Annotated in this window: 14 protein-coding genes; 8 read left to right on the plus strand and 6 right to left on the minus strand. The window is 57.5% G+C overall.

The window, feature by feature from the left end; genetic code table 11:
- The first annotated feature begins 74 nt into the window (after positions 1-74).
- Genes KOL70_RS08585 through rcsB form a run of 3 tightly spaced genes read left to right on the plus strand, consistent with a single transcriptional unit; the run spans position 75 to position 4,563 of the window.
- The gene (locus KOL70_RS08585) at positions 75-1,229 is read left to right on the plus strand and encodes an MFS transporter (protein ID WP_215480510.1); all 1,155 of its coding nucleotides are present in this window, start codon (positions 75-77) and stop codon (positions 1,227-1,229) included.
- 24 nt (positions 1,230-1,253) lie between these two features.
- Positions 1,254-3,911 (plus strand): phosphotransferase RcsD, encoded by a 2,658-nt coding sequence (gene rcsD, locus KOL70_RS08590; RefSeq protein ID WP_215480955.1) that lies wholly within the window; start codon positions 1,254-1,256, stop codon positions 3,909-3,911.
- A gap of 1 nt (position 3,912) precedes the next feature.
- Entirely contained in the window at positions 3,913-4,563 is a 651-nt protein-coding gene (gene rcsB / locus KOL70_RS08595; protein ID WP_013509853.1) for a response regulator transcription factor RcsB, read from the plus strand.
- A 42-nt stretch (positions 4,564-4,605) separates the two neighbouring features.
- Here the strand turns inward: rcsB and rcsC are convergent, their stop codons facing one another.
- Together rcsC and gyrA are read right to left on the minus strand one after the other, a co-directional pair.
- Complete coding sequence (rcsC, locus tag KOL70_RS08600) at positions 4,606-7,458, minus strand: two-component system sensor histidine kinase RcsC (protein WP_215480511.1); 2,853 nt, start codon at positions 7,456-7,458, stop codon at positions 4,606-4,608.
- Positions 7,459-7,624: 166 nt separating this feature from the next.
- Complete coding sequence (gyrA, locus tag KOL70_RS08605) at positions 7,625-10,261, minus strand: DNA topoisomerase (ATP-hydrolyzing) subunit A (protein WP_215480512.1); 2,637 nt, start codon at positions 10,259-10,261, stop codon at positions 7,625-7,627.
- 176 nt (positions 10,262-10,437) lie between these two features.
- Here gyrA and ubiG point away from each other — a divergent pair, with 176 nt between their 5' ends.
- The 4 genes from ubiG (at position 10,438) to yfaE (ending at position 15,544) form a co-directional block, all read left to right on the plus strand.
- Entirely contained in the window at positions 10,438-11,163 is a 726-nt protein-coding gene (ubiG, locus tag KOL70_RS08610) for a bifunctional 2-polyprenyl-6-hydroxyphenol methylase/3-demethylubiquinol 3-O-methyltransferase UbiG (protein WP_021509232.1), read from the plus strand.
- Positions 11,164-11,790: 627 nt separating this feature from the next.
- Complete coding sequence (gene nrdA / locus KOL70_RS08615) at positions 11,791-14,076, plus strand: class 1a ribonucleoside-diphosphate reductase subunit alpha (protein WP_021509231.1); 2,286 nt, start codon at positions 11,791-11,793, stop codon at positions 14,074-14,076.
- A gap of 74 nt (positions 14,077-14,150) precedes the next feature.
- Entirely contained in the window at positions 14,151-15,281 is a 1,131-nt protein-coding gene (nrdB, locus tag KOL70_RS08620) for a class Ia ribonucleoside-diphosphate reductase subunit beta (RefSeq protein WP_021509230.1), read from the plus strand.
- A 2-nt stretch (positions 15,282-15,283) separates the two neighbouring features.
- Positions 15,284-15,544, plus strand: coding sequence for a class I ribonucleotide reductase maintenance protein YfaE (yfaE, locus tag KOL70_RS08625; RefSeq protein ID WP_021509229.1), 261 nt, complete (start codon positions 15,284-15,286; stop codon positions 15,542-15,544).
- 392 nt (positions 15,545-15,936) lie between these two features.
- Here the strand turns inward: yfaE and KOL70_RS08630 are convergent, their stop codons facing one another.
- Both KOL70_RS08630 and elaB read right to left on the minus strand, forming a co-directional pair.
- Positions 15,937-17,133 carry a nicotinamide mononucleotide deamidase-related protein YfaY gene (locus tag KOL70_RS08630; RefSeq protein ID WP_215480513.1) on the minus strand — a complete coding sequence of 399 codons (1,197 nt, stop codon included), beginning with the start codon at positions 17,131-17,133 and terminating at the stop codon, positions 15,937-15,939.
- Between the two features lie 153 nt (positions 17,134-17,286).
- Positions 17,287-17,595, minus strand: coding sequence for a stress response protein ElaB (gene elaB, locus KOL70_RS08635; RefSeq protein ID WP_021509227.1), 309 nt, complete (start codon positions 17,593-17,595; stop codon positions 17,287-17,289).
- A gap of 288 nt (positions 17,596-17,883) precedes the next feature.
- Here elaB and KOL70_RS08640 point away from each other — a divergent pair, with 288 nt between their 5' ends.
- Positions 17,884-19,542 carry a glucan biosynthesis protein D gene (locus tag KOL70_RS08640; RefSeq protein WP_031280040.1) on the plus strand — a complete coding sequence of 553 codons (1,659 nt, stop codon included), beginning with the start codon at positions 17,884-17,886 and terminating at the stop codon, positions 19,540-19,542.
- A 28-nt stretch (positions 19,543-19,570) separates the two neighbouring features.
- Here KOL70_RS08640 and KOL70_RS08645 read toward each other — a convergent pair whose 3' ends face one another.
- Both KOL70_RS08645 and nuoN read right to left on the minus strand, forming a co-directional pair.
- On the minus strand, positions 19,571-20,023 hold the full coding sequence (locus tag KOL70_RS08645) for a GNAT family N-acetyltransferase (protein WP_021509225.1): 453 nt from the start codon (positions 20,021-20,023) through the stop codon (positions 19,571-19,573).
- 175 nt (positions 20,024-20,198) lie between these two features.
- Positions 20,199-21,656, minus strand: coding sequence for an NADH-quinone oxidoreductase subunit NuoN (gene nuoN, locus KOL70_RS08650; RefSeq protein WP_031280039.1), 1,458 nt, complete (start codon positions 21,654-21,656; stop codon positions 20,199-20,201).
- Positions 21,657-21,659: the final 3 nt, after the last annotated feature.

Below are 21,659 nucleotides of genomic sequence, written 5' to 3' on the forward strand. Positions count from 1 at the left end.
CTTCATTGAGCGGTGCCGCGCCAGCTTTAATGCTAAACTTCGTCGCTCGAACGACTTATGACAACGACACCTTTATGACAGCACTGGACGCCGCACAGCCCAACAAATTGCATCAGCGTGTCAATCTGGGAACACGCCTCGTTTTTCTCATCGCCGGTTTAAGCATGTCTGCCTGGGCGCCGCTGGTGCCGTTTGCCAGCCAGCGTCTCCAGCTGACGGGCGCGTCGCTGGGCGGCCTGCTGCTGTGTCTGGGCATTGGTTCACTGGCGGCAATGCCGGTGACCGGTGCGCTGGTGGCACGCTTTGGCTGCCGCCGCGTTATGCTGTGCTCCACGCTGGTGATACTGGCAGTACTGCCGCTGCTGGCGACGCTGGATGTGATGTGGTTGATGGCCGCCACGCTGATGGTGTTCGGTGCCGGGCTCGGCATGCTGGATGTGGCCATGAATGTACAGGCGGTTGAGGTTGAGAAAGCGGCGGCCAAGCCGATGATGTCCGGTTTCCACGGTTTCTTCAGCCTTGGCGGTATTCTCGGCGCCGGCGCGGTCAGCCTGTTACTTGGTGCGGGTCTGACACCGCTGCAGGCAGTCGGCGTTATCATGCTGCTGATGGTGCTGCTGTTGCTGCGCAGCCTGCCGACGCTGATGACAGAGCGCCTGCATCAGCCCGATCAACCCTGGCTGGTGATCCCGCGCGGCTGGGTCGCCTTCCTCGGTTGCCTGTGCTTTATTCTGTTCCTTGCGGAAGGCGCGGTACTCGACTGGAGCGCCCTGCTGCTGCTGCAAAGCCCGGGCATGAGCGTGGCGCACGCCGGTCTGGGTTACGCCATCTTCTCCATCGCCATGACCATAGGTCGTCTGACGGGCGATAAAGTGATTCAGCGCTTTGGCCGCTATCCGGTGATGCTGACCGGTGCGCTGGCAGCGGCAGCCGGCATGACGCTGGCGGTGCTGCTGCCGTGGCCGCAGGCGGCGCTGCTGGCCTTTTTGCTGGTGGGCTTTGGCCTGGCCAATACCGTGCCGATGCTGTTTAATGCCGCCGGTAATCAACAGGATATGCCGGCCAATCTGGCGATTTCCGCCATGACAACGCTCGGCTATGCGGGTATTCTTTCAGGCCCGGCTTTAATCGGCTTTATTTCCCAGTGGCTCAGCCTGAGCGGCGCGTTTTTACTTATCGCCCTGCTGCTGCTGGCGGTTGCCGCCAGCGCCCGGCTGGTCGCGCGTTAATTGCAGGATCCTGAGACACCTATGCTGCCTTATAAATTTCCGCTGACCTCCGGCAACGTAACGCGCTTTTTCGTGGTGTTTAACCTGGTGCTGTTTCTCGCGCTCGGCGCCATGGTGCATAACAGTGTGAATGCGTGGATCATGGAAAAGCGCTACGCCATGACCGACCTGGCGCGCGCGATGCAAAAACGCATTGATGCTTACCGCTTTGCCACCTGGCAAATCTATGAAAATCTCGCCACCAGCGCCGCAGGTTCTACGCCGAACAGCAGCCTGCAGGAGACGCGCCTGCGCCCGGATGTTTACTATCTGGAGAAAACCCGCCGCAAGACCGAAGCGCTGATTTTTGGCTCGCACGACAGCAGCACGCTGGATATGACGCTGCGCATGTCCAATTATCTCGATACGCTGTGGGGCGCTGAAAATCCGGCGTGGTCGATGTACTTCCTCAATGGTCAGGACAACAGCCTGATCATGATCTCGACCCTGCCGCTCAAGGATATGGCGACGCGCTATAAAGAGAGCGCGATCAATACGCTGGTGGACAGCCGCCGCGCCGAAATGCTGCAGCAGGCCAATGCGCTCGACGAACGCGAAAGCTTCTCGCCGCTGCGCCACTTTGCCTGGCAGAACGATCACTACTTCACGCTGCGCACCACGTTTAACCAGCCAGGTCATTTAGCCACGGTGGTGGCGTTCGATCTGCCGGTTAACGATTTGATTCCACGCAGTATGCCGCTGGAGAATTTCCAGCTGCGCCAGGATGCCAGCCAGCCCGGCAGCGCCACCAGCGATGATGCCAGCAGCGAAAGCACCGCGGTGACGCTGGTTAACCCGAACCTGGAGATTGCCGCCACGCTGCCCAGCACCTCGCTCCAGCTGGTGTACCGGGTGCCGCTCGCCAGCCTGGCGATGGATACCCTGCACAACCTGATGTGGCCGCTGCTGATCAACCTGTTGCTGTTCCTGCTGTCTATTGCCGGCATTACGCTGCTGCGCCAGCAGTCGCTGCGACCGAATGAGAACCAGAGCGCTGAGCTTGATTCGCTGCGTATGCTGAATGAGGAGATCGTCGCCAGCCTGCCGGTCGGGCTGCTGGTGTATGACTTTGGCACCAATCGCACGCTGCTGAGCAACAAAATCGCTGAGCATCTGCTGCCGCACCTCAATCTGCAGAAGATCATCAATATGTCCGATCAGCATCAGGGCGTGCTGCAGGCTACCATTAACAATGAAGTGTATGAGATTCGCCACGCGCGCAGCATGCTGTCGCCGCACACCCAGCTGTTTATGATGCGCGATCAGGATCGCGAGCTGCTGGTGAATAAGAAGCTGCAAAAAGCGCAGCAGGTGCTGGATCGCAACCACCAGATGCGCCAGCAGCTGATGCAGAATCTTGGCCATGCGCTTAATCGTCCGCTGCAGAGCATGGTGACGCAGCTGGTGCAGCTCAGCCAGCGCGATGACGACGAGAGCGTGCTGGATCTGCTGGATGAGAGCCAGGGTCTGGCGCGGCTGGTGGACGATATCGTCCTGCTCAACCGGCTGGAAGCCCACGACTGGTCGCCGGATGCGGGCGTGTTTAACCTGCAGGATCTGCTGGATGAGATTGCGCTGGAGAGCCTGCCGCTGCTGCGGCGCAAAGGGCTGACGCTGGTGGTCAACAATCAGCTGGCCAACGACGAGATGCGCTTTGGCGATCGCCGCGCGCTGCGTAAAGTCCTGACCACGCTGATGCACTACGCGCTCACCACCACGCAGTGGGGCAAGATTTCCCTCGATATCAAAGCCAGCGACAGCAAAGTCAACAGCGTGCTGTTCCAGCTGGTGGATACCGGCTCAGGCCTGACCGGCGACGAGCTGGCCAACGTCGATTTCCCTTACCTCGGCGAAACCACGCAGGATCGTTACGGTCAGGCGTCCGGCATGGCGTTTTTCCTGTGTAAGCAGCTGTGCAAACAGATGGGCGGCCAGCTGGAGATTATCGCCAAACCGGATATCGGCACGCGCTATAACATTCAGCTGCCGCTGGCGCTGGAGCAGCAGAGCGAGCAGGAAGAGAAACTGCTGGAAGGCGTGACGGCGCTGGTGGATATCGCGGTCGAAGACGTACACAAAATTGTCTGCCGCCACCTCGAGAACTGGGGGGCAAATTGCCTGACCTCGGATGAGCGCTTGTCCGGGCAGGAGCATGATGTGCTGGTGACGGACGATCCGGCACGCCTGCACGGCTGGGCGCTGTTGCTGGCGGGCGACGAAATGGGGCATCACGCCCTCAACGACCAGCAATTCCGGGTCAATTTCAATCTCAGCAATGCGCTGCTTGATGCGCTGCTGGCCCTGATTGAGAAGCAACTGGCTCACGATTCGATAGAGGAGAGCGACGACGATGAGGCTGCCACGCCGCTGCTGAGCGGCGGCTATTTCCAGCTGTTTACGGAGACAGTACCGCCAGATGTGAAGAGACTGTATACTGAGTCGGCGGAGAAGGACTATCCCTCGCTTGCTCAGACAGCGCATCGCCTGAAAGGCGTGTTTGCCATGCTCAATTTACTGCCGGGTAAACAGCTTTGTGAAGAGTTAGAACAGCACATTAAACTGTGCGACGATTTAACCATTAAAAATACCACCAGTGAAATTGACGCGTACGTCAACCAACTGCTGCAGCAAGGTAACCAATAAGATGAATAACCTGAATGTAATTATTGCCGATGACCATCCAATCGTTCTGTTCGGTATCCGTAAATCTCTGGAGCAGATCGAATGGGTGAATGTGGTAGGTGAGTTTGAAGACTCAACAGCACTGATCAATAGCTTGTCCAAACTGGATGCCAACGTCCTGATTACCGATCTGTCGATGCCGGGCGAAAAATACGGCGACGGCATCACGCTGATCAAGTACATCAAGCGTCACTATCCGGATCTCTCCATTATTGTTCTGACCATGAACAATAACCCGGCGATCCTGAGCGCGGTACTGGATCTGGATATCGAAGGCATCGTGCTGAAACAGGGTGCACCAACTGACCTGCCAAAAGCGCTGGCAGCCCTGCAGAAAGGCAAAAAGTACACGCCGGAAAGCGTGGCCAAACTGCTGGAGAAAATCAGCGCCGGCGGCTACGGCGACAAACGTCTGTCACCGAAAGAGAGCGAAGTGCTGCGTCTGTTCGCCGAAGGCTTCCTCGTCACCGAGATCGCCAAGAAGCTGAACCGCAGTATCAAAACCATCAGTAGCCAGAAGAAATCAGCAATGATGAAGCTGGGCGTGGATAACGATATCGCGCTGCTGAACTACCTCTCTTCCGTCAGCGCCACTCAGGTCGACAAAGAGTAATCCCTGCGGCGGTGCTTCGGCACCGCCTCTCCTCTGCCCTGCTTATCCTTCCCGGCTTTTGCGAACACGTTCGGCATACAGCGCCAGCGTGGTTTTCAGCACATCCAGCGTCACCGGTTTTGACAGGCAATTATCCATGCCGGCATCCATACAGCGCTGTTTCTCTTCCGCCAGTGCGTTAGCGGTCACTCCAATCACCGGGAAAGCATGCCCCAGCTGGCGCAGACGCTGCGTCAGCCGGTAGCCGTCCATGTTTGGCATGTTGACGTCGCTCAGCACGATATCGATATGGTTACGGCTGAGCACGTTGAGCGCATCCACGCCGTCCTGCGCCGTTTTGGTCTGATAGCCCAGTGTGCCAAGCTGTTCAGACAGCAGCATGCGGTTAATCGGATGGTCATCAACGATCAGCACCATGATGTCTTCATAGCTGGAGGCCTGCTGCGGCACCGGCAGTTCCAGCGTGGTCGCCGTTTCACTGTCGATGGCAATGCGATAAATCCGACCCAGCAGCAGCGGCAGATCGTGCAGCGTCGCGCTGCTGTGCACCCACTGTCCCGGCGTGGTTTCCTGCGGCATATCGATGTGTTCACCGCAGATACGGATGCGCGCGCGTACCGTCTGCGCTGGCGCGTCGTGGTGATCGCAGATCATCACATCGTCCGCCCCAGCCCGCCCCTGATAGTGCGCAACCTGGATGCCCTGCTGCTGAAGCAGACGCAGCAGGAAGGCCGCCAGATAGTCGTTGCGCAGATCGAGCCAGATGGCTTTTTCCTGCAGACCATCCAGCAGCGGCGGCGCGGGTTGCTGTCCGGCGTAGATCGGAATACGCACCACGAACTGGCTGCCCATGCCCGGTTCAGAGTCGACTTCGATGTCGCCATCCATCATGTTGATGAGCTTTTCACAGATCGCCAGTCCCAGCCCGGTGCCCTGGAAATTACGCTGCACGCCGGAGCCGACCTGGAAGAACGGGTCGAACAGGCGCGTGATCTCTTTCGCCGGGATTCCCACGCCGGTGTCGCGCACGCGAAACGCCAGATACCCCTCTTTGACATAGGCGTGCAGGATAATGCAGCCGGTATGGGTGAACTTGATGGCGTTGTTCAGCAGGTTGGAGATCACCTGCTGCAGGCGCAGCGGATCGCCATCCAGCGCCAGCGGTACATCATTCTCGATGAACACATACAGCGTCAGGCGCTTGCGCACCACCAGCGACAGGTAGTTGCTGGCAATATGGTTGACCACCTCACGCGGCGAGAAGGGACGCAGCTCAATCTTCAGCTGCTCGGACTCGATCTTCGAGAAGTCGAGAATATCGCTGATGATTTTCAGCAACAGGCTGGATGAGTTGTTCATCGCCGTGACCAGCGAATCCACGCCCTTCGGCAGCGATTTAGTCTGCAGCAGATCGAGGTTACCGATAATGCCGTACAGCGGCGTACGCAGTTCGTGACTGACGGTAGCAAGGAACATCGATTTGGACTGGCTGGCCTGCTCGGCGGCGTGCGCCATCTCCTGCAGCGACTGCTCCATGCGCACGCGCGCCGAGACGTCGACCAGCACGCAAATCGCCACGTTCTCGTTGCGGTAGCGCGAATGCACAAAGCTGATTTGCAGGTTAGTGTTACTGCCGGTCAGCATATCGACAAAATTAACCTGCTGGCCGCCGATGATTTCGTTCAGCCGCAGGCGATCTTCCTGCGTCAACAGCGTCAGATAGTTATGCGCCAGTTCATTACTGAGGATGTTGGTGCCATCGCTGGTACGTAAAATACAGATGCCGACCGGCGCTGACGCGACAATCTTGCGGTTGAACTGCTCGTGCTCCTCCAGCCGGTGAGCGTTATCTTCCGCCGGCAGGAACATGCGGCGTTCAAACACCCACGCCAGGGTAAACAGAATCAGCGCGCTGAGGATATTGAGCAGCAGCGCGTTGATCAGCATCAGCTTGAGCTGATCCATCAGCACATCGGTCGACAGCGACCACACCACATTGAGGCTGGACGGCGGCAGCGGCTTTTTCAGCACCAGCTGACGATAGCCGTCAAGATAACCAAACCAGGTGCTGTTATCCGGCAGATCGTCCAGCGAATAACCGGGTCCGCCGCGTCGTGAGCTGATCAGCGGGCGATAGTTTTCATCGGTGATGGTGGCCACCAGCGGCAGCCCGCCGGGCTGAATAAATTCATCCAGGCGAATGTTCTGTTCCACGCCGAGCAGCGCCTGCAGTTTGTTGGCGACGTAAACCGGCACCACCATGTAGAAGTTGCCGATGCCTGGCTGGCTGCTGTTGGTAATCCAGTACATTGGATTACGCCGCTCTTCCTCGTTGCCGCTGCGGTAGTGCAGCACGTTTTCGCGCAGCGCCTTCAGGCTGCGTTCGCGATCGACCGGATTATTGTTGCCAATGGTGAAGTCTGCCAGGCACTGATTTTCGCCGCCGATAAAGAACACCCGATTGAGTTCATAGGCTGAGGCAAAATTGCTTTTCCAGTAGTTAATGAAATAGCTCAGGGAATCGAGCGAGTTACGCCAGGTGTTGCTCATTGACGTGCAGTCACCGTCGGTAAACAGCGGCGTAAACTGCGGCTGCGTGCTTTTACCGCCCGGCATGCCGTTGAGCATATCCAGCCCGTTGACGCTGCTGCTCAGGCGATTCTCAGTGATGTACTTCAGCTCGCGCATCACATCCGCTGAGTGGCGCACATACCATTCGGCCTGACCATAATTGGTGGCAAACTCCTGGCGCACCGCGTTCTCTTTCTCGTGCAGCACATTGATGATGTAGAAAGTGGTCAACAGTGCACCCAGCGACCAGAGCAGCAGTGCCAGCGCACGAAACAGGTAGCGCGAGATGCGAAGCGTGGTGCGAAAGGAGACGAGATATTTCAAAAGAGACTCACTGGCGGCAAGGGTTATCGGGACGTTGAAAAGTTCTCATACACTAGCTTTATCAGGGCGAAAAAGCCAGTTGGCACGCGACTTTGGGAGTGAAAGTCAGACAAAAAAACGGCAGGTCGGTTGCCCTGACCTGCCGTTTGTGACAGACAATGAACGGTTACTCTTCGTCGTCTGTTTCCGGTGCGTCGTCACTGTCGACTTCCGGCGCGATATCGTCTTCGCCTTCTGCCACGCTGCCGTCGATGGCGTCGAGTTCTTCCTCTTCCACCGGTTCAGCGACGCGCTGCAGGCCGACCACGTTTTCATCTTCCGCGGTACGAATCAGGATCACGCCCTGCGTATTACGGCCCACCACGCTGACTTCCGACACGCGGGTACGCACCAGCGTGCCGGCATCGGTGATCATCATGATCTGATCGCTATCTACCACCTGTACCGCGCCAACCACTGGCCCGTTACGCTCGGTGACTTTAATCGAGATCACGCCCTGCGTGGCGCGCGATTTGGTCGGATACTCGCTGTTAGCAGTACGCTTGCCGTAGCCGTTCTGCGTTACGGTGAGAATCGCGCCCTCTTCACGTGGCACAATCAGCGACACCACTTTGTCGCCTTCTGCCAGCCTGATGCCGCGTACGCCCGAAGCCGAACGGCCCATGGCGCGCACCGCGCTCTCCGCGAAGCGCACCACTTTACCGGCGGCAGAGAACAGCATCGCTTCGTCGTTACCGTTGGTCAGCGCCACGCCAATCAGCTCATCGTCTTCACGCAGGTTGATGGCAATGATGCCGGCACTGCGCGGACGGCTGAACTCCTGCAGCGCAGTTTTCTTCACGGTACCGTCTGCGGTCGCCATGAAGATGTTGAAGCCTTCGGTGTATTCGCGCACTGGCAGAATCGCGGTGATACGCTCGTTGGCTTCCAGCGGCAGCAGGTTGACGATTGGACGACCGCGCGCGCCACGGCTGGCTTCCGGCAGCTGATAGACCTTCATCCAGTAGAGGCGGCCACGGCTGGAGAAGCACAGAATGGTGTCGTGGGTGTTGGCCACCAGCAGACGATCGATAAAGTCTTCTTCTTTAATGCGCGCCGCCGATTTGCCCTTACCGCCGCGACGCTGGGCTTCATAGTCTGACAGCGGCTGGTATTTGACGTAGCCCTGATGCGACAGGGTGACCACCACATCTTCCTGGTTAATCAGGTCTTCGATGTTGATGTCAGCGCTGTTAGCGGTGATTTCCGTACGGCGCGCATCACCAAACTGATCGCGCATCGCCACCAGCTCTTCACGGATCACTTCCATCAGGCGCTCGGCGCTCTGCAGGATGTGAATCAGTTCGGCGATCTGGTCCAGCAGCTCTTTGTACTCGTCGAGCAGTTTTTCATGCTCAAGGCCGGTCAGTTTCTGCAGACGCAGATCAAGAATGGCCTGTGCCTGCTGCTCGGTCAGGTAGTAGCGACCGTCGCGAATACCGAACTCCGCTTCCAGCCACTCCGGACGCGCGGCGTCGTCACCGGCACGTTCCAGCATGGCGGCGACGTTGCCTAGATCCCACGACTGCGCCAGCAGGCCGCTTTTCGCTTCGGCTGGCGTCGGAGCCCGACGAATCAGCTCGATAATCGGATCGATGTTGGCCAGCGCAATCGCAAGACCTTCAAGGATGTGCGCACGATCGCGCGCTTTACGCAGTTCGAAGATGGTACGACGCGTCACCACTTCACGGCGGTGGCGAACGAAGGCTTCAATGATCTCCTTCAGCGTCATGATCTTCGGCTGGCCCTGATGCAGGGCAACCATGTTGATGCCGAAAGAGACCTGCAGCTGCGTCAGCGAGTAGAGGTTGTTGAGCACCACTTCGCCGACCGCATCGCGTTTCACTTCAATGACGATACGCATGCCGTCTTTGTCAGATTCGTCACGCAGGCCGCTGATGCCCTCAACGCGCTTCTCTTTCACCAGCTCGGCAATTTTCTCGATCAGGCGCGCTTTGTTCACCTGATACGGGATTTCATTGACGATGATGGTTTCACGACCGGTTTTGGCGTCGGTTTCGATCTCGCCGCGCGCGCGGATGTAAATTTTACCGCGCCCGGTGCGGTAGGCTTCTTCAATGCCACGACGACCGTTGATAAAGGCGGCGGTCGGGAAATCCGGCCCGGTAATGTGCTCCATCAGCCCTTCGACGCTGATGTTTTCATCTTCGATAAACGCCAGACAGCCGTTGATCACTTCCGTCAGGTTGTGAGGCGGAATGTTGGTCGCCATGCCGACGGCAATACCGGAGGAGCCGTTGATCAGCAGGTTAGGAATTTTGGTCGGCAGGACTTCTGGGATCTGCTCGGTGCCGTCATAGTTCGGCACAAAGTCGACCGTCTCTTTTTCCAGGTCAGCCAGCAGTTCAGAGGAGATCTTCGCCATGCGCACTTCGGTATAACGCATCGCTGCGGCGGAGTCGCCGTCGACCGAACCGAAGTTACCCTGACCGTCGACCAGCATGTAGCGCAGGGAGAACGGCTGGGCCATGCGCACGATACTTTCGTACACAGCGGAGTCACCGTGTGGGTGATATTTACCGATAACGTCACCGACCACACGGGCAGATTTTTTATAGGGTTTGTTCCAGTCGTTACCCAGTTCGCTCATGGCAAAAAGCACACGGCGATGCACCGGCTTCAGGCCATCACGTACATCGGGTAAGGCTCGGCCAACGATGACCGACATGGCGTAATCGAGGTAGGAGTTTTTCAACTCTTCTTCGATATTGACCGGTGTAATTTCTCTCGCAAGGTCGCTCATGGAGCCGCTATCCCTCTACATAATCCCGGATTTTAAAGGTGCGAAAGTATATCACATCGCTTGCGTGCGGTGAACGTAAAGCAGGGTTTTGTGGCGCTTTTCCTTTGCGCTGAGAGATGCCTCGCAGGGTTTATGCGTTTATACTGGTGGCATATTTTGTCAGGAGTCATGATTCAATGAATGAACAACCGCAGGAAAGCCGCCAGAACGTCGACCACGCCGAAATTGCTAAGTTTGAGGCGGTTGCATCACGCTGGTGGGATTTAGAGGGTGAATTTAAGCCGTTGCACCGCATTAATCCCCTGCGTCTTGGCTGGATTGCCCAGCACAGCCATGGGCTGTTCGGTAAGAAAGTGCTGGATGTCGGCTGCGGCGGCGGCATTCTCGCCGAGAGCATGGCGCGTGAAGGGGCGGAAGTCACCGGTCTGGATATGGGCGCCGAGCCGCTGGAGATCGCGCGTCTGCACGCGCTGGAGAGCGGTGTGAGCGTCAATTACGTGCAGCAGACGGTTGAAGCGCATGCGGCCAGCCATGCCGGTCAGTACGACGTGGTAACCTGTATGGAGATGCTGGAACACGTGCCGGATCCGCGTTCCGTGGTGCTGGCCTGCGCGCAGCTGGTGAAACCGGGCGGCGAGGTGTTTTTCTCCACCATCAACCGTAACCCTAAAGCCTGGTTGCTGGCGGTGTTTGGCGCTGAATACGTGCTGCGCATGGTGCCGCGCGGTACCCATGACGTGAAAAAATTTATTCGTCCTGCCGAGCTGCTGAACTGGGTGGATGAGACCGCCCTGCGTGAACGCAATATGACTGGCCTGCACTACAATCCGCTGACTAACCAGTTCCGCCTTGGCCGCGGGGTGGACGTCAATTATATGGTGCATACCCACCGTCAGGCGTAAACGACCTGTTTCGCCTGCCTGCCCGTGGGCAGCGCTGTTGTAGCGGCGCGATGTATTACGCGAAAAATCGCGCCGCTATGGAATCTACGACCAGCAATTTACTCAACTGAACGGCATAACGCTCTACAAACTGCCAGTCCTCCTTTCACTTCCGACCGCACCCGGTTTATCACGCGCTGGCCCTATCCAGATCAATTTCCTTTTAGACGCTGCGATGCGCTTTTTGTAAGGTGAAAAGGTCATAAAAAATTCATAAGCAAACGCAGATAAGTTCGCTGCTGACGGAGCGGCGCGGGCTTTTTTCGCCTGGGAAATTTCCCGAATCGCAGCGGTTGAGCAATAAACACGCGCTCGATCAAAAATTGAAAAAAAACCTGTTATCCGTTGACACCAGGTGCAGGCCTTGTGGCGTGGGGATCCAGGATTTTCGCCACCCCCCAGGGCGTAAAATTTTGTGAAAATCAACTCTTGTGATGATCCGATTGCTGACTAGAATACTCACCATATTGTTGTTCAAACTTTCCGCACCCCCTATATATAGTGTTTATCCACAGGCTTACTCACAATGAGCCGCCTGTGAATAGACGGGGGATAATTTTGTATTTCATGGACAGGTAAACACGCGACATGAACCAAAGTCTGCTCGTTACGAAACGCGATGGCCGCCAGGAGCGCATCGACCTCGATAAGATTCACCGGGTGCTGGACTGGGCAGCTGAAGGGCTGAACAATGTCTCCGTCTCGCAGGTTGAGTTGCGTTCGCACATCCAGTTTTACGATGGCATCAAAACCTCGGACATTCACGAGACCATCATCAAAGCGGCTGCCGATTTGATCTCCCGTGACGCGCCTGATTACCAGTACCTGGCCGCGCGTCTGGCGATCTTCCACCTGCGTAAAAAAGCGTACGGTCAGTTTGAGCCACCGAAGCTGTACGACCAGGTAGTAAAAATGGTCGAGATGGGTAAATACGATCGCCATCTGCTGGAAGACTACAGCACCGAAGAGTTCGAGCAGATGGACGGCTTCATCGACCACTGGCGCGACATGAACTTCTCCTACGCGGCAGTGAAGCAGCTGGAAGGCAAATATCTGGTGCAGAACCGCGTCAGCGGTGAAATCTACGAGAGCGCCCAGTTCCTGTATATTCTGGTCGCCGCCTGCCTGTTCTCCGGCTATCCGCGCGATACGCGCATGGATTACATCAAGCGTTTCTACGATGCGATCTCCACGTTCAAGATCTCGCTGCCTACACCTATCATGTCCGGCGTGCGCACTCCGACCCGTCAGTTCAGCTCCTGCGTACTGATCGAATGCGGCGACAGCCTGGATTCCATTAACGCCACCTCCAGCGCTATTGTGAAATATGTGTCACAGCGTGCCGGCATCGGTATCAACGCGGGTCGCATTCGTGCGCTCGGCAGCCCGATCCGCGGTGGTGAAGCGTTCCACACCGGCTGTATCCCATTCTATAAGCACTTCCAGACGGCGGTGAAATCCTGCTCGCAGGGCGGCGTGCGCGGCGGTGCGGCAACGCTGTTCTACCCGATGTGGCATCTGGAAGTGGAAAGCCTGCTGGTGTTGAAAAACAACCGCGGCGTCGAAGGCAACCGCGTACGTCATATGGATTACGGCGTGCAGATCAACAAGCTGATGTACACCCGCCTGCTGAAAGGCGAAGACATCACTCTGTTCAGCCCGTCCGACGTGCCAGGCCTGTATGACGCGTTCTTCGCCGATCAGGATGAGTTTGAGCGTCTGTATACCAAATATGAGAAGGACGACAGCATCCGCAAGCAGCGCGTGAAAGCCGTCGACCTGTTCTCGCTGATGATGCAGGAACGTGCCTCAACCGGCCGTATCTACGTGCAGAACGTTGACCACTGCAACACCCACAGCCCGTTCGATCCGGCCATTGCGCCAGTGCGTCAGTCTAACCTGTGCCTGGAAATTGCGCTGCCGACCAAACCGCTGGAAGACGTCAACGACGAAAGCGGCGAGATCGCGCTGTGCACCCTGTCCGCCTTTAACCTCGGTGCGATTGAAAGCCTGGACGATCTGGAAGAGCTGGCGACGCTGGCAGTACGCGCGCTGGATGCCCTGCTCGATTACCAGGATTACCCGATCCCGGCGGCAAAACGCGGTGCGATGGGCCGTCGTACCCTGGGTATTGGCGTGATCAACTATGCCTATTACCTGGCGAAACACGGTGTGCGCTACTCCGACGGTAGCGCCAACAACCTGACGCACAAAACCTTTGAAGCCATTCAGTACTGGCTGCTGAAAGCCTCCAACGAGCTGGCGAAAGAGCAAGGTGCCTGCCCGTGGTTTAAAGAGACCACTTATTCGCAGGGCATTCTGCCGATCGATACCTATAAAAAGGATCTCGACAGCGTATGTAATGAGCCGCTGCACCTTGACTGGGAAGCGCTGCGTGAGTCGATTAAAACCCACGGCCTGCGCAACTCCACGCTGTCTGCACTGATGCCGTCTGAGACCTCTTCGCAGATTTCGAACGCCACCAACGGTATCGAGCCGCCGCGCGGTCACATCAGTATCAAAGCGTCGAAAGACGGGATTCTGCGCCAGGTAGTACCGGAGTATGAGCGTCTGAAAGATCAGTACGAACTGCTGTGGGAGATGCCATCAAACGACGGCTATCTGCAGCTGGTTGGCGTGATGCAGAAGTTTATCGATCAGGCGATTTCATCGAACACCAACTACGATCCAGGCCGTTTCGCCAATGGCAAAGTGCCGATGAAACAGCTGCTGAAAGATCTGCTGACCGCGTACAAATTTGGCGTGAAGACCCTGTACTACCAAAACACCCGTGACGGTGCCGAGGATGCGCAGGACGATCTGGCGCCGTCTATTCAGGACGATGGCTGCGAAAGCGGCGCCTGTAAAATTTGATCGAAAGGCGCCTGCGGGCGCCTTATCGTGTCTGGGCCAGCAGCGGCTGGCCCGTTTCACTTTTGGACTTAGTCATGGCTTACACTACTTTCTCACAGAACAAAAATGACCAGCTGAAAGAGCCGATGTTCTTCGGCCAGTCAGTGAACGTTGCCCGTTTCGACCAGCAGAAATACGACATCTTTGAGAAGCTGATCGAGAAGCAGCTCTCTTTCTTCTGGCGTCCGGAAGAGGTTGACGTCTCGCGCGATCGCATCGACTATCAGGCGCTGCCGGAGCACGAGAAGCACATCTTCATCAGTAACCTGAAGTATCAGACGCTGCTGGATTCCATTCAGGGCCGCAGCCCGAACGTGGCGCTGCTGCCGCTGATCTCGATTCCCGAGCTGGAAACCTGGGTGGAAACCTGGGCGTTCTCCGAGACCATCCACTCACGCTCGTACACCCACATCATCCGTAATATCGTCAATGATCCGTCACTGGTCTTTGATGACATCGTGACTAACGAGCAGATTCTGGCGCGCGCGCAGGATATCTCGAAGTATTACGATGATTTGATCGAGATGACTAACTACTGGCATCTGCTGGGTGAAGGCACGCATCAGGTGGCGGGCAAGAGCGTGACCGTGAATCTGCGTGCGCTGAAGAAGCAGCTGTATATCTGCCTGATGAGCGTTAACGCGCTGGAAGCGATTCGCTTCTACGTCAGCTTTGCCTGCTCCTTCGCCTTCGCCGAGCGCGAACTGATGGAAGGCAACGCCAAGATTATTCGTCTGATCGCCCGTGACGAAGCGCTGCACCTGACCGGCACTCAGCATATGCTGAATCTGATGCGTACCGGTGAAGACGATCCTGAAATGAAAGAGATCGCCGCTGAGTGCCGCGACGAGTGCTTCGACCTGTTTAAGAAAGCGGCCGAGCAGGAAAAAGAGTGGGCTGAGTATCTGTTCAGCGGCGGCTCAATGATTGGTCTGAACAAGGACATTCTGTGCCAATACATTGAGTACATCACCAATATCCGCATGCAGGCGGTGGGTCTTGATCTGCCGTTCCAGACGCGTTCGAACCCGATTCCATGGATTAACTCGTGGCTGGTGTCAGATAACGTGCAGGTGGCGCCGCAGGAAGTTGAAGTGAGCTCCTATCTGGTGGGTCAGATCGACTCCGAAGTGGGCGAAGACGACTTCAACGATTTCCAGCTGTAAGCATGAGCCGTTCCGTGGTCATTCTGCGCAGCTCCGGCTCCCGGCTGGAGTGCGCAGACGAACACCCTAATCTGCTGACGACGCTGGAAGCACACAATGTGTGTGTCGAGTTTCAATGTCGCGAAGGCTACTGCGGCTCCTGCCGCATGCGTCTGCTGAAAGGCGAAGTGGATTATGCGGAAACCCCACTGGCGTTTATTCAGCAGGGCGAGATTCTGCCCTGCTGTTGTAAGGCCAGAGGGGAGATTGAGATCGAGCTGTAACCTGCCTGCAGTACTGCTGAATCCCTTTTATCGCGTTAAGATCCCGCATGGTCAGAGGGGGAACTGAGCACGCCGGAACGGCAAAACCCGCTCCCTGCGGGCCTCGACACGCGGCATCCCTGCCGCGTGACGTCCGGCTAAGCCCAGCTTCCCCCTCTTCCCTTTCAATTCTGGTGCTGCTGTAACAGGCACCCGACAACAGCGACCACCGAATCCAGCAGGGCGTGGGAGGCATAGCCGCTTGCAGCAGCCTCCGCGCCATGGATGGCGCGGCGGCAGGCCCCAGGGAAGGGTTTATGCCGGTGCGGCAAGCGGCTATGCCTCTCACGACGCGGCACCCAACACAAAGCGATGCTGATCCCATAGCATCAGCAATCACAAGCCTGAAAACGTTAGCTCTTCACCGTCTCCAGGACATCAATCCAGCCGTGACCGGTACTGACTTCACTGCCGTGCAGCCAGCGGCGCAGCATATTCATCGCCATCATCGCTACCACTTTCTGCCGGGTTTCCAGATTGTGCCGCCCGTGGGTAAATTTCACCCGCTGGCCCCAGCTGGCTTCCGGGGTATGCAGCGCAATCGACACTTCCCCTTCCTGCAGATCGCCAACCGACAAGGCCAGCACCGTGCCCTGCTGAGCGGCCAACTGACGCGTGCGCGTAACCTGCGCTTCCAGCGACTCCTCACGTGCCGGCAGCAGCTCAGCGGCGCTAAGCGGCACCTGCGCGGCGGCCAGCTGCCAGTGCAGCAACCCGGCCGTGTATTGTTCGCTCAGAGCAAGGCGGAAGCCGCGATCGTGCAGTTCTCGCGCCAGCACGGCCGGCAGCCCTTCAAAGCCTTCAAAAATGGTGCACTCGGCCAGCAGTAACTTAACCTGCTGCCACACCTGCTCCATCGCCACGCGCTGGCTGGCCGGGCCGGTCAGTTTGATCTCAATGATGGGCATCGACGAACGGTAGCCCATCACTACGCCTTCCGGCAGCGGCAGCGGTTCAAGCTCCGCGGCGATATCGCTCTCGCCGCGACCAAAGGTGGTCAGACGCAGGCACAGCGGGGGTTCTGGCAACGTAAAACGCGCCTTAAGACGCGGAATAATCTGCTGCTCAACCATCACTTTGAATTCTGACGGCACGCCGGGCGTAAAGAAAATCCAGCAGCGATTAAGCTGCAGGGCAAACCCACAGGCGGTGCCGACCGGGTTATCGATCAATTCGGCATTGGCCGGAATCTCCGCCTGCTTGCGATTACTGGGTGCCATGAGCCGCCCGCGGCTGGCAAACCAGGCTTCCATCTTCTCCAGCCACGCCTGTTGCAGCACCAGTTCGCTGCCGCTGGCGGTGGCCGCTGCCTGGGCGCTGAGATCGTCGCTGGTCGGCCCAAGACCGCCGTTCACGATCAGCACGTCGGCAATCTGACTGCGGCTCTGTAGCGCTTCAACCAGCGAGCTCATCGCATCGCCGACCGTGCTGCGACTGGTCATCGGCAGACCGTGCTGAAACAGCACATCGGCCAGCCACGAGGCGTTGGTATCGACAATCTGCCCATGTAACACTTCATCGCCCGTTGAGAGCATTTCGACACGTATCACGATCTCTTCTCCTTATCCCTGTGGCTTTCACTGTAGGGAGCGCGCAGGCGAAACACAATCGCCGCCGGTGCGAAATAGCGGGTTAATCGCGATGCGGAAAGGAAACAGCGGGAAAGCAGGAATCGGGCGCGACGAACATCGCGCCCACGGGGATTAACGGCGCGCCAGCAGCAGGCCAACAAACAGACCGGCAGCCGCACCGATACCAATGCCCTGCCACGGTTTTTCATGCACGTAATCGTCGGCACGATACGCTGCCTGTTTGGCACGATAGTAATAGCTGTCGGACGCCTGGCTCACGCGATTCTTCACGTCTTCCAGCGCCTGCTCGGCTTTCTGCTTCAGTTCGATATATTTCTGGTCCGCCGGATCGCCCGAGGAGCGCAGCACTTCTTCCAGCGTTTCCGTCAGCAGCGCCAGATCGTCATCAAGACGGGTTTCAAATTGATCGGTAGATGACATGTTCACAATCCTCCATGTTTAAATGCGGTGTCGATTAACTATAGTCATAAATTGCGTTTTTGCGCCGCGCCGTCATCCGCTGACTGCGCTTTTTGCCGCGCTGAACGCAAAGTTATGTCATCCGGGGCGTTGCACGCGGAATTGTGCTTCGTTTATTTGATTAATCTGATAAATTTTCAGCGGACTGAATTTTTTATTTTCGCCACTGTCGTAACCCCCTGTAGCCTGACGCTAAATGTCTTGCGACAGCCTCAATACACCCGAGCAGCTAAGGAAAAGATTTCCGGCATGAATCGTAGAAAATTTATGAAAGCGTCCATGGCCCTCTCTGCCGTTAGCGGCATGACCGGGCTCTCCTCGCTGTTTGCGCAGTCCGCCTGGGCCGATGATGGCATCGCCGACGGAACCGCCGTGCGCTTCGATTTCGATGTGCTGAAAAAGAAAGCCGCGGCGCTGGCCAAACAGCCCTGGGGCGGCGCGCCCGGCCCCCTGCCCGCGACCCTGGCCAATCTGACACCGCAGGCGTATAACGAAATTCAGTACGACGCTAACCACTCACTGTGGAACAACATCGCCGACCGCGAGCTGGATGTGCAGTTCTTCCACGTTGGCATGGGCTTTAAGCGCCGCATTCGCATGTTCTCCGTGGACGCCGCCAGCCGCGAGGCGCGGGAAATCCACTTCCGTCCGGAACTGTTTAATTATCACAACGCCAACGTGGATACCCAGCAGCTGGTGGGTAAAACCGACCTCGGCTTTGCCGGTTTCCGCGCTTTTAAAAAGCCGGAGCTGGCGCGACGCGACATCGTTTCTTTCCTCGGTGCCAGCTACTTCCGCGCGGTAGATGAAACCTACCAATATGGCCTGTCAGCCCGTGGCGTCGCGGTTAACACCTTCAGCAATGGCCAGGAAGAGTTTCCCGACTTCACCGCCTTCTGGTTCGAGACGCCAAAAGCTGAAGACACCACCTTTGTGGTGTATGCACTGCTGGACGGGGCCAGCGTCACCGGTGCCTACAAGTTCACCATTCACTGCGAAGAAAAACGCGTGGTGATGGAGGTGGAAAACCACCTGTTTGCGCGCAACGAGATTCGTCAGCTCGGTATTGCGCCAATGACCAGCATGTTCAGCTGCGGCACCAATGAGCGCCGCATGTGCAATACCTATCATCCGCAGATTCATGACTCCGATCGCCTGGCGATGTGGAGCGGCAGCGGCGAGTGGATTGCCCGTCCGCTGAATAACCCGCAGCGCCTGCAGTTTAATGCCTATCAGGATGAAAACCCACGCGGCTTCGGTCTGCTGCAGCTGAATCATGATTTCAAAGATTATCAGGACGTGATTGGCTGGTATGACAAACGCCCCAGCCTGTGGGTGGAGCCGATCGGTAAATGGGGTAAAGGCGCCATCAACCTGATGGAGATCCCGACGACCGGGGAAACGCTGGATAACATCGTCTGCTTCTGGCAGCCGGCCGAGCCGGTCAAGGCTGGCAGCGAATTTAATTTCCAGTACAAACTCTACTGGAGCCAGCTGCCGCCAGTCCGCAGCGGTCTGGCCCGCGTTGACGCCACGCGCACCGGTATTGGTGGCTTCCCGGAAGGCTGGGCACCGGGCGAACACTTCCCGGACCAGTGGTGCCGCCGCTTTGCTATCGATTTCATTGGCGGCGACCTGCAGGCGGCCGCGCCGAAAGGTATCGAACCGGTGATCACCGTGTCGTCCGGCACCTTCAAACAGGTGGAGATTCTCTACGTCGAACCGCTGAAAGGTTACCGTATCCTGTTTGACTGGTATCCGAACAGCGACTCAACCAAACCGGTGGATATGCGCCTGTTCCTGCGCACCAAAGATGAGACGCTGAGCGAAACCTGGCTGTATCAGTACTTCCCGCCACCGCCCGATCAGCGCAAGTACACCGACGACCGGCAGATGACGCCGGGCTAACCTGCACGGCGAGGCCAACACCTCGCCGTTAGTTTTTCTGCATGCCGACGTGCGGAATATTATCTTCCAGATAAACGTCCGTGACCGCCCGGAAGCCCAGGCGACCATAAAAGCCTTCCAGATGCGCCTGCGCGGACAGATACACCGCCCGCTGCGGCCAGTGCTGTTCGCAGCTGTTCAGCGCCTGCTCCATCAGCCGATAGCCCAGTTTCAGGCCGCGCGCCTCTTCCGACACAATCACCCGACCAATGGTCACCGGCGAGGAAGCCAGCGCGGGCGTCAGCAGACGCGCATACGCCAGCAGTTTGCCATCAAGAAAGCCCAGCAGATGGCGGTTATCGGCCGTCAAATCCTGGCCATCTATGTCCTGATACGGACAGGCCTGTTCGACGATAAACACCTGATTGCGCAGCGCCAGCACGGTATACAGCTGCTGCGCGGTCAGTTCACTGTGGTGGCAATCAAGCCATTGCATATCCATCGTGCTTCCTTGTCTGAGCGAAAAAAGTGATCTTCACAGCCTATCACAGCGCATGCGCTAAACGCAGTGGGCAGCACGTAACAGGGGCTGACACGCGGAGCTATGTGATCAAACTCTCAAATTGCAGGCAAAAAAAATCAGGCCCGCAGGCCTGATTGTGAAGATGACGCACTGTTTACATCAGCGGCTGAGCCAGCTGCACCAGCGTGATGAGCGGCTGCGGATAAACACCGAGCAGCAACACGAGGATGGCGGAGATCAGCACCACCACACCACCTGCGGTGAACGCCCAGTTGGCCGGGGTATCGCGGGTGTGCAGTTCCGGCGGGCTGAGGTACAGGCTCACCGTAACGCGCAGGTAGTAATACAGACCAATGGCGCTACCGGCGACAACCGCCGCGGTCAGCCACCACAGATGCGCGTTAACACCGGACGCGATGACGTAAAACTTACCGATAAAGCCCAGCGTCATCGGGATACCGGCCAGCGACAGCATCATCACCGTCATCACGGCGGAGAGAATCGGACGATGCCAGAACAGACCGCGATACGAGTAAAGCGTATCGGCATCCGGACCACGGTACGGGCTCGACATCAGGCTGACTACACCGAAGGCGCCGAGGCTGCTGAACAGGTAACCGGCCAGATAGACGCCGGCGGTTTCCAGCGACAGCTGATGGGTTTTCACCGCAATCAGCGCCACCAGCAGATAGCCAAGATGCGCGATAGATGAATAGCCGAGCAGACGCTTGATGTTGCTCTGCGAAATCGCCATCAGGTTACCGAACAGGATCGAGACGAAGGCAATCACACCCAGCACGGTGCGCACCGCTTCACTGTCGGTTACCGGTGCGTACATGAACAGACGCATGATGACCGCAAAGATAGCGATTTTGCTGGCGGTGGCGAGGAAGGTCGAGACCGGAGCCGGCGCGCCCTGATAAACGTCTGGCGTCCACAGATGGAACGGCACCAGCGACAGCTTGAAGCCAAGACCGATGATCATCATGCCCAGCCCTACCAGCAGCAGCGGCTGCTGAATCATGCTGTCATTCAGGCTTTTGCCGAGCTGCACAAAGCTCAGGCTGCCGGAATCGGCGTAGACCAGCGCAATACCGAAGATCAGGAATGAAGAAGCCGCAGCCGACAGAATCATGTACTTCAGCGCCGCTTCCAGCGAGCGCTTCTGACGGAAGGCGTAGCCGATGAGACCAAACAGCGGCAGCGACAGCAGTTCAATACCGATGAACAGTGCCGCCAGATGGTTGGCGCTGGCCAGTACGATTCCGCCCAGCGCCGCGATCAGCACCAGCAGATAGAACTCATCTTTGTTGTCCGGGAAACCGGCCAGCCACGGATAAGCAAAGGTGCAGGTTGCCAGACTCGCCAGCATCACCAGCGCGGTATAGAACATCGAATAGCCATCCACGCGCAGCAGCGGCGTGACATCCATGGCGCCCACGTGGCCCACAAACCACAGCGACAGCAGCGCGAGGTTAAGACCGATGACCGTCAGCGTGGCATTAACAAAGTGGTTGCGTCGCCACGCAATGGACAGCATCACAACCACCACCGTCAATCCGACGATTAACAGCGGTAGCAACGCGATCAATTGTTGAGGAGTTATTGTCATGGC

Origin of the sequence: Pantoea sp. B270, assembly GCF_018726825.1 — a bacterium.
GTDB classification, from domain to species: domain Bacteria; phylum Pseudomonadota; class Gammaproteobacteria; order Enterobacterales; family Enterobacteriaceae; genus Pantoea; species Pantoea dispersa.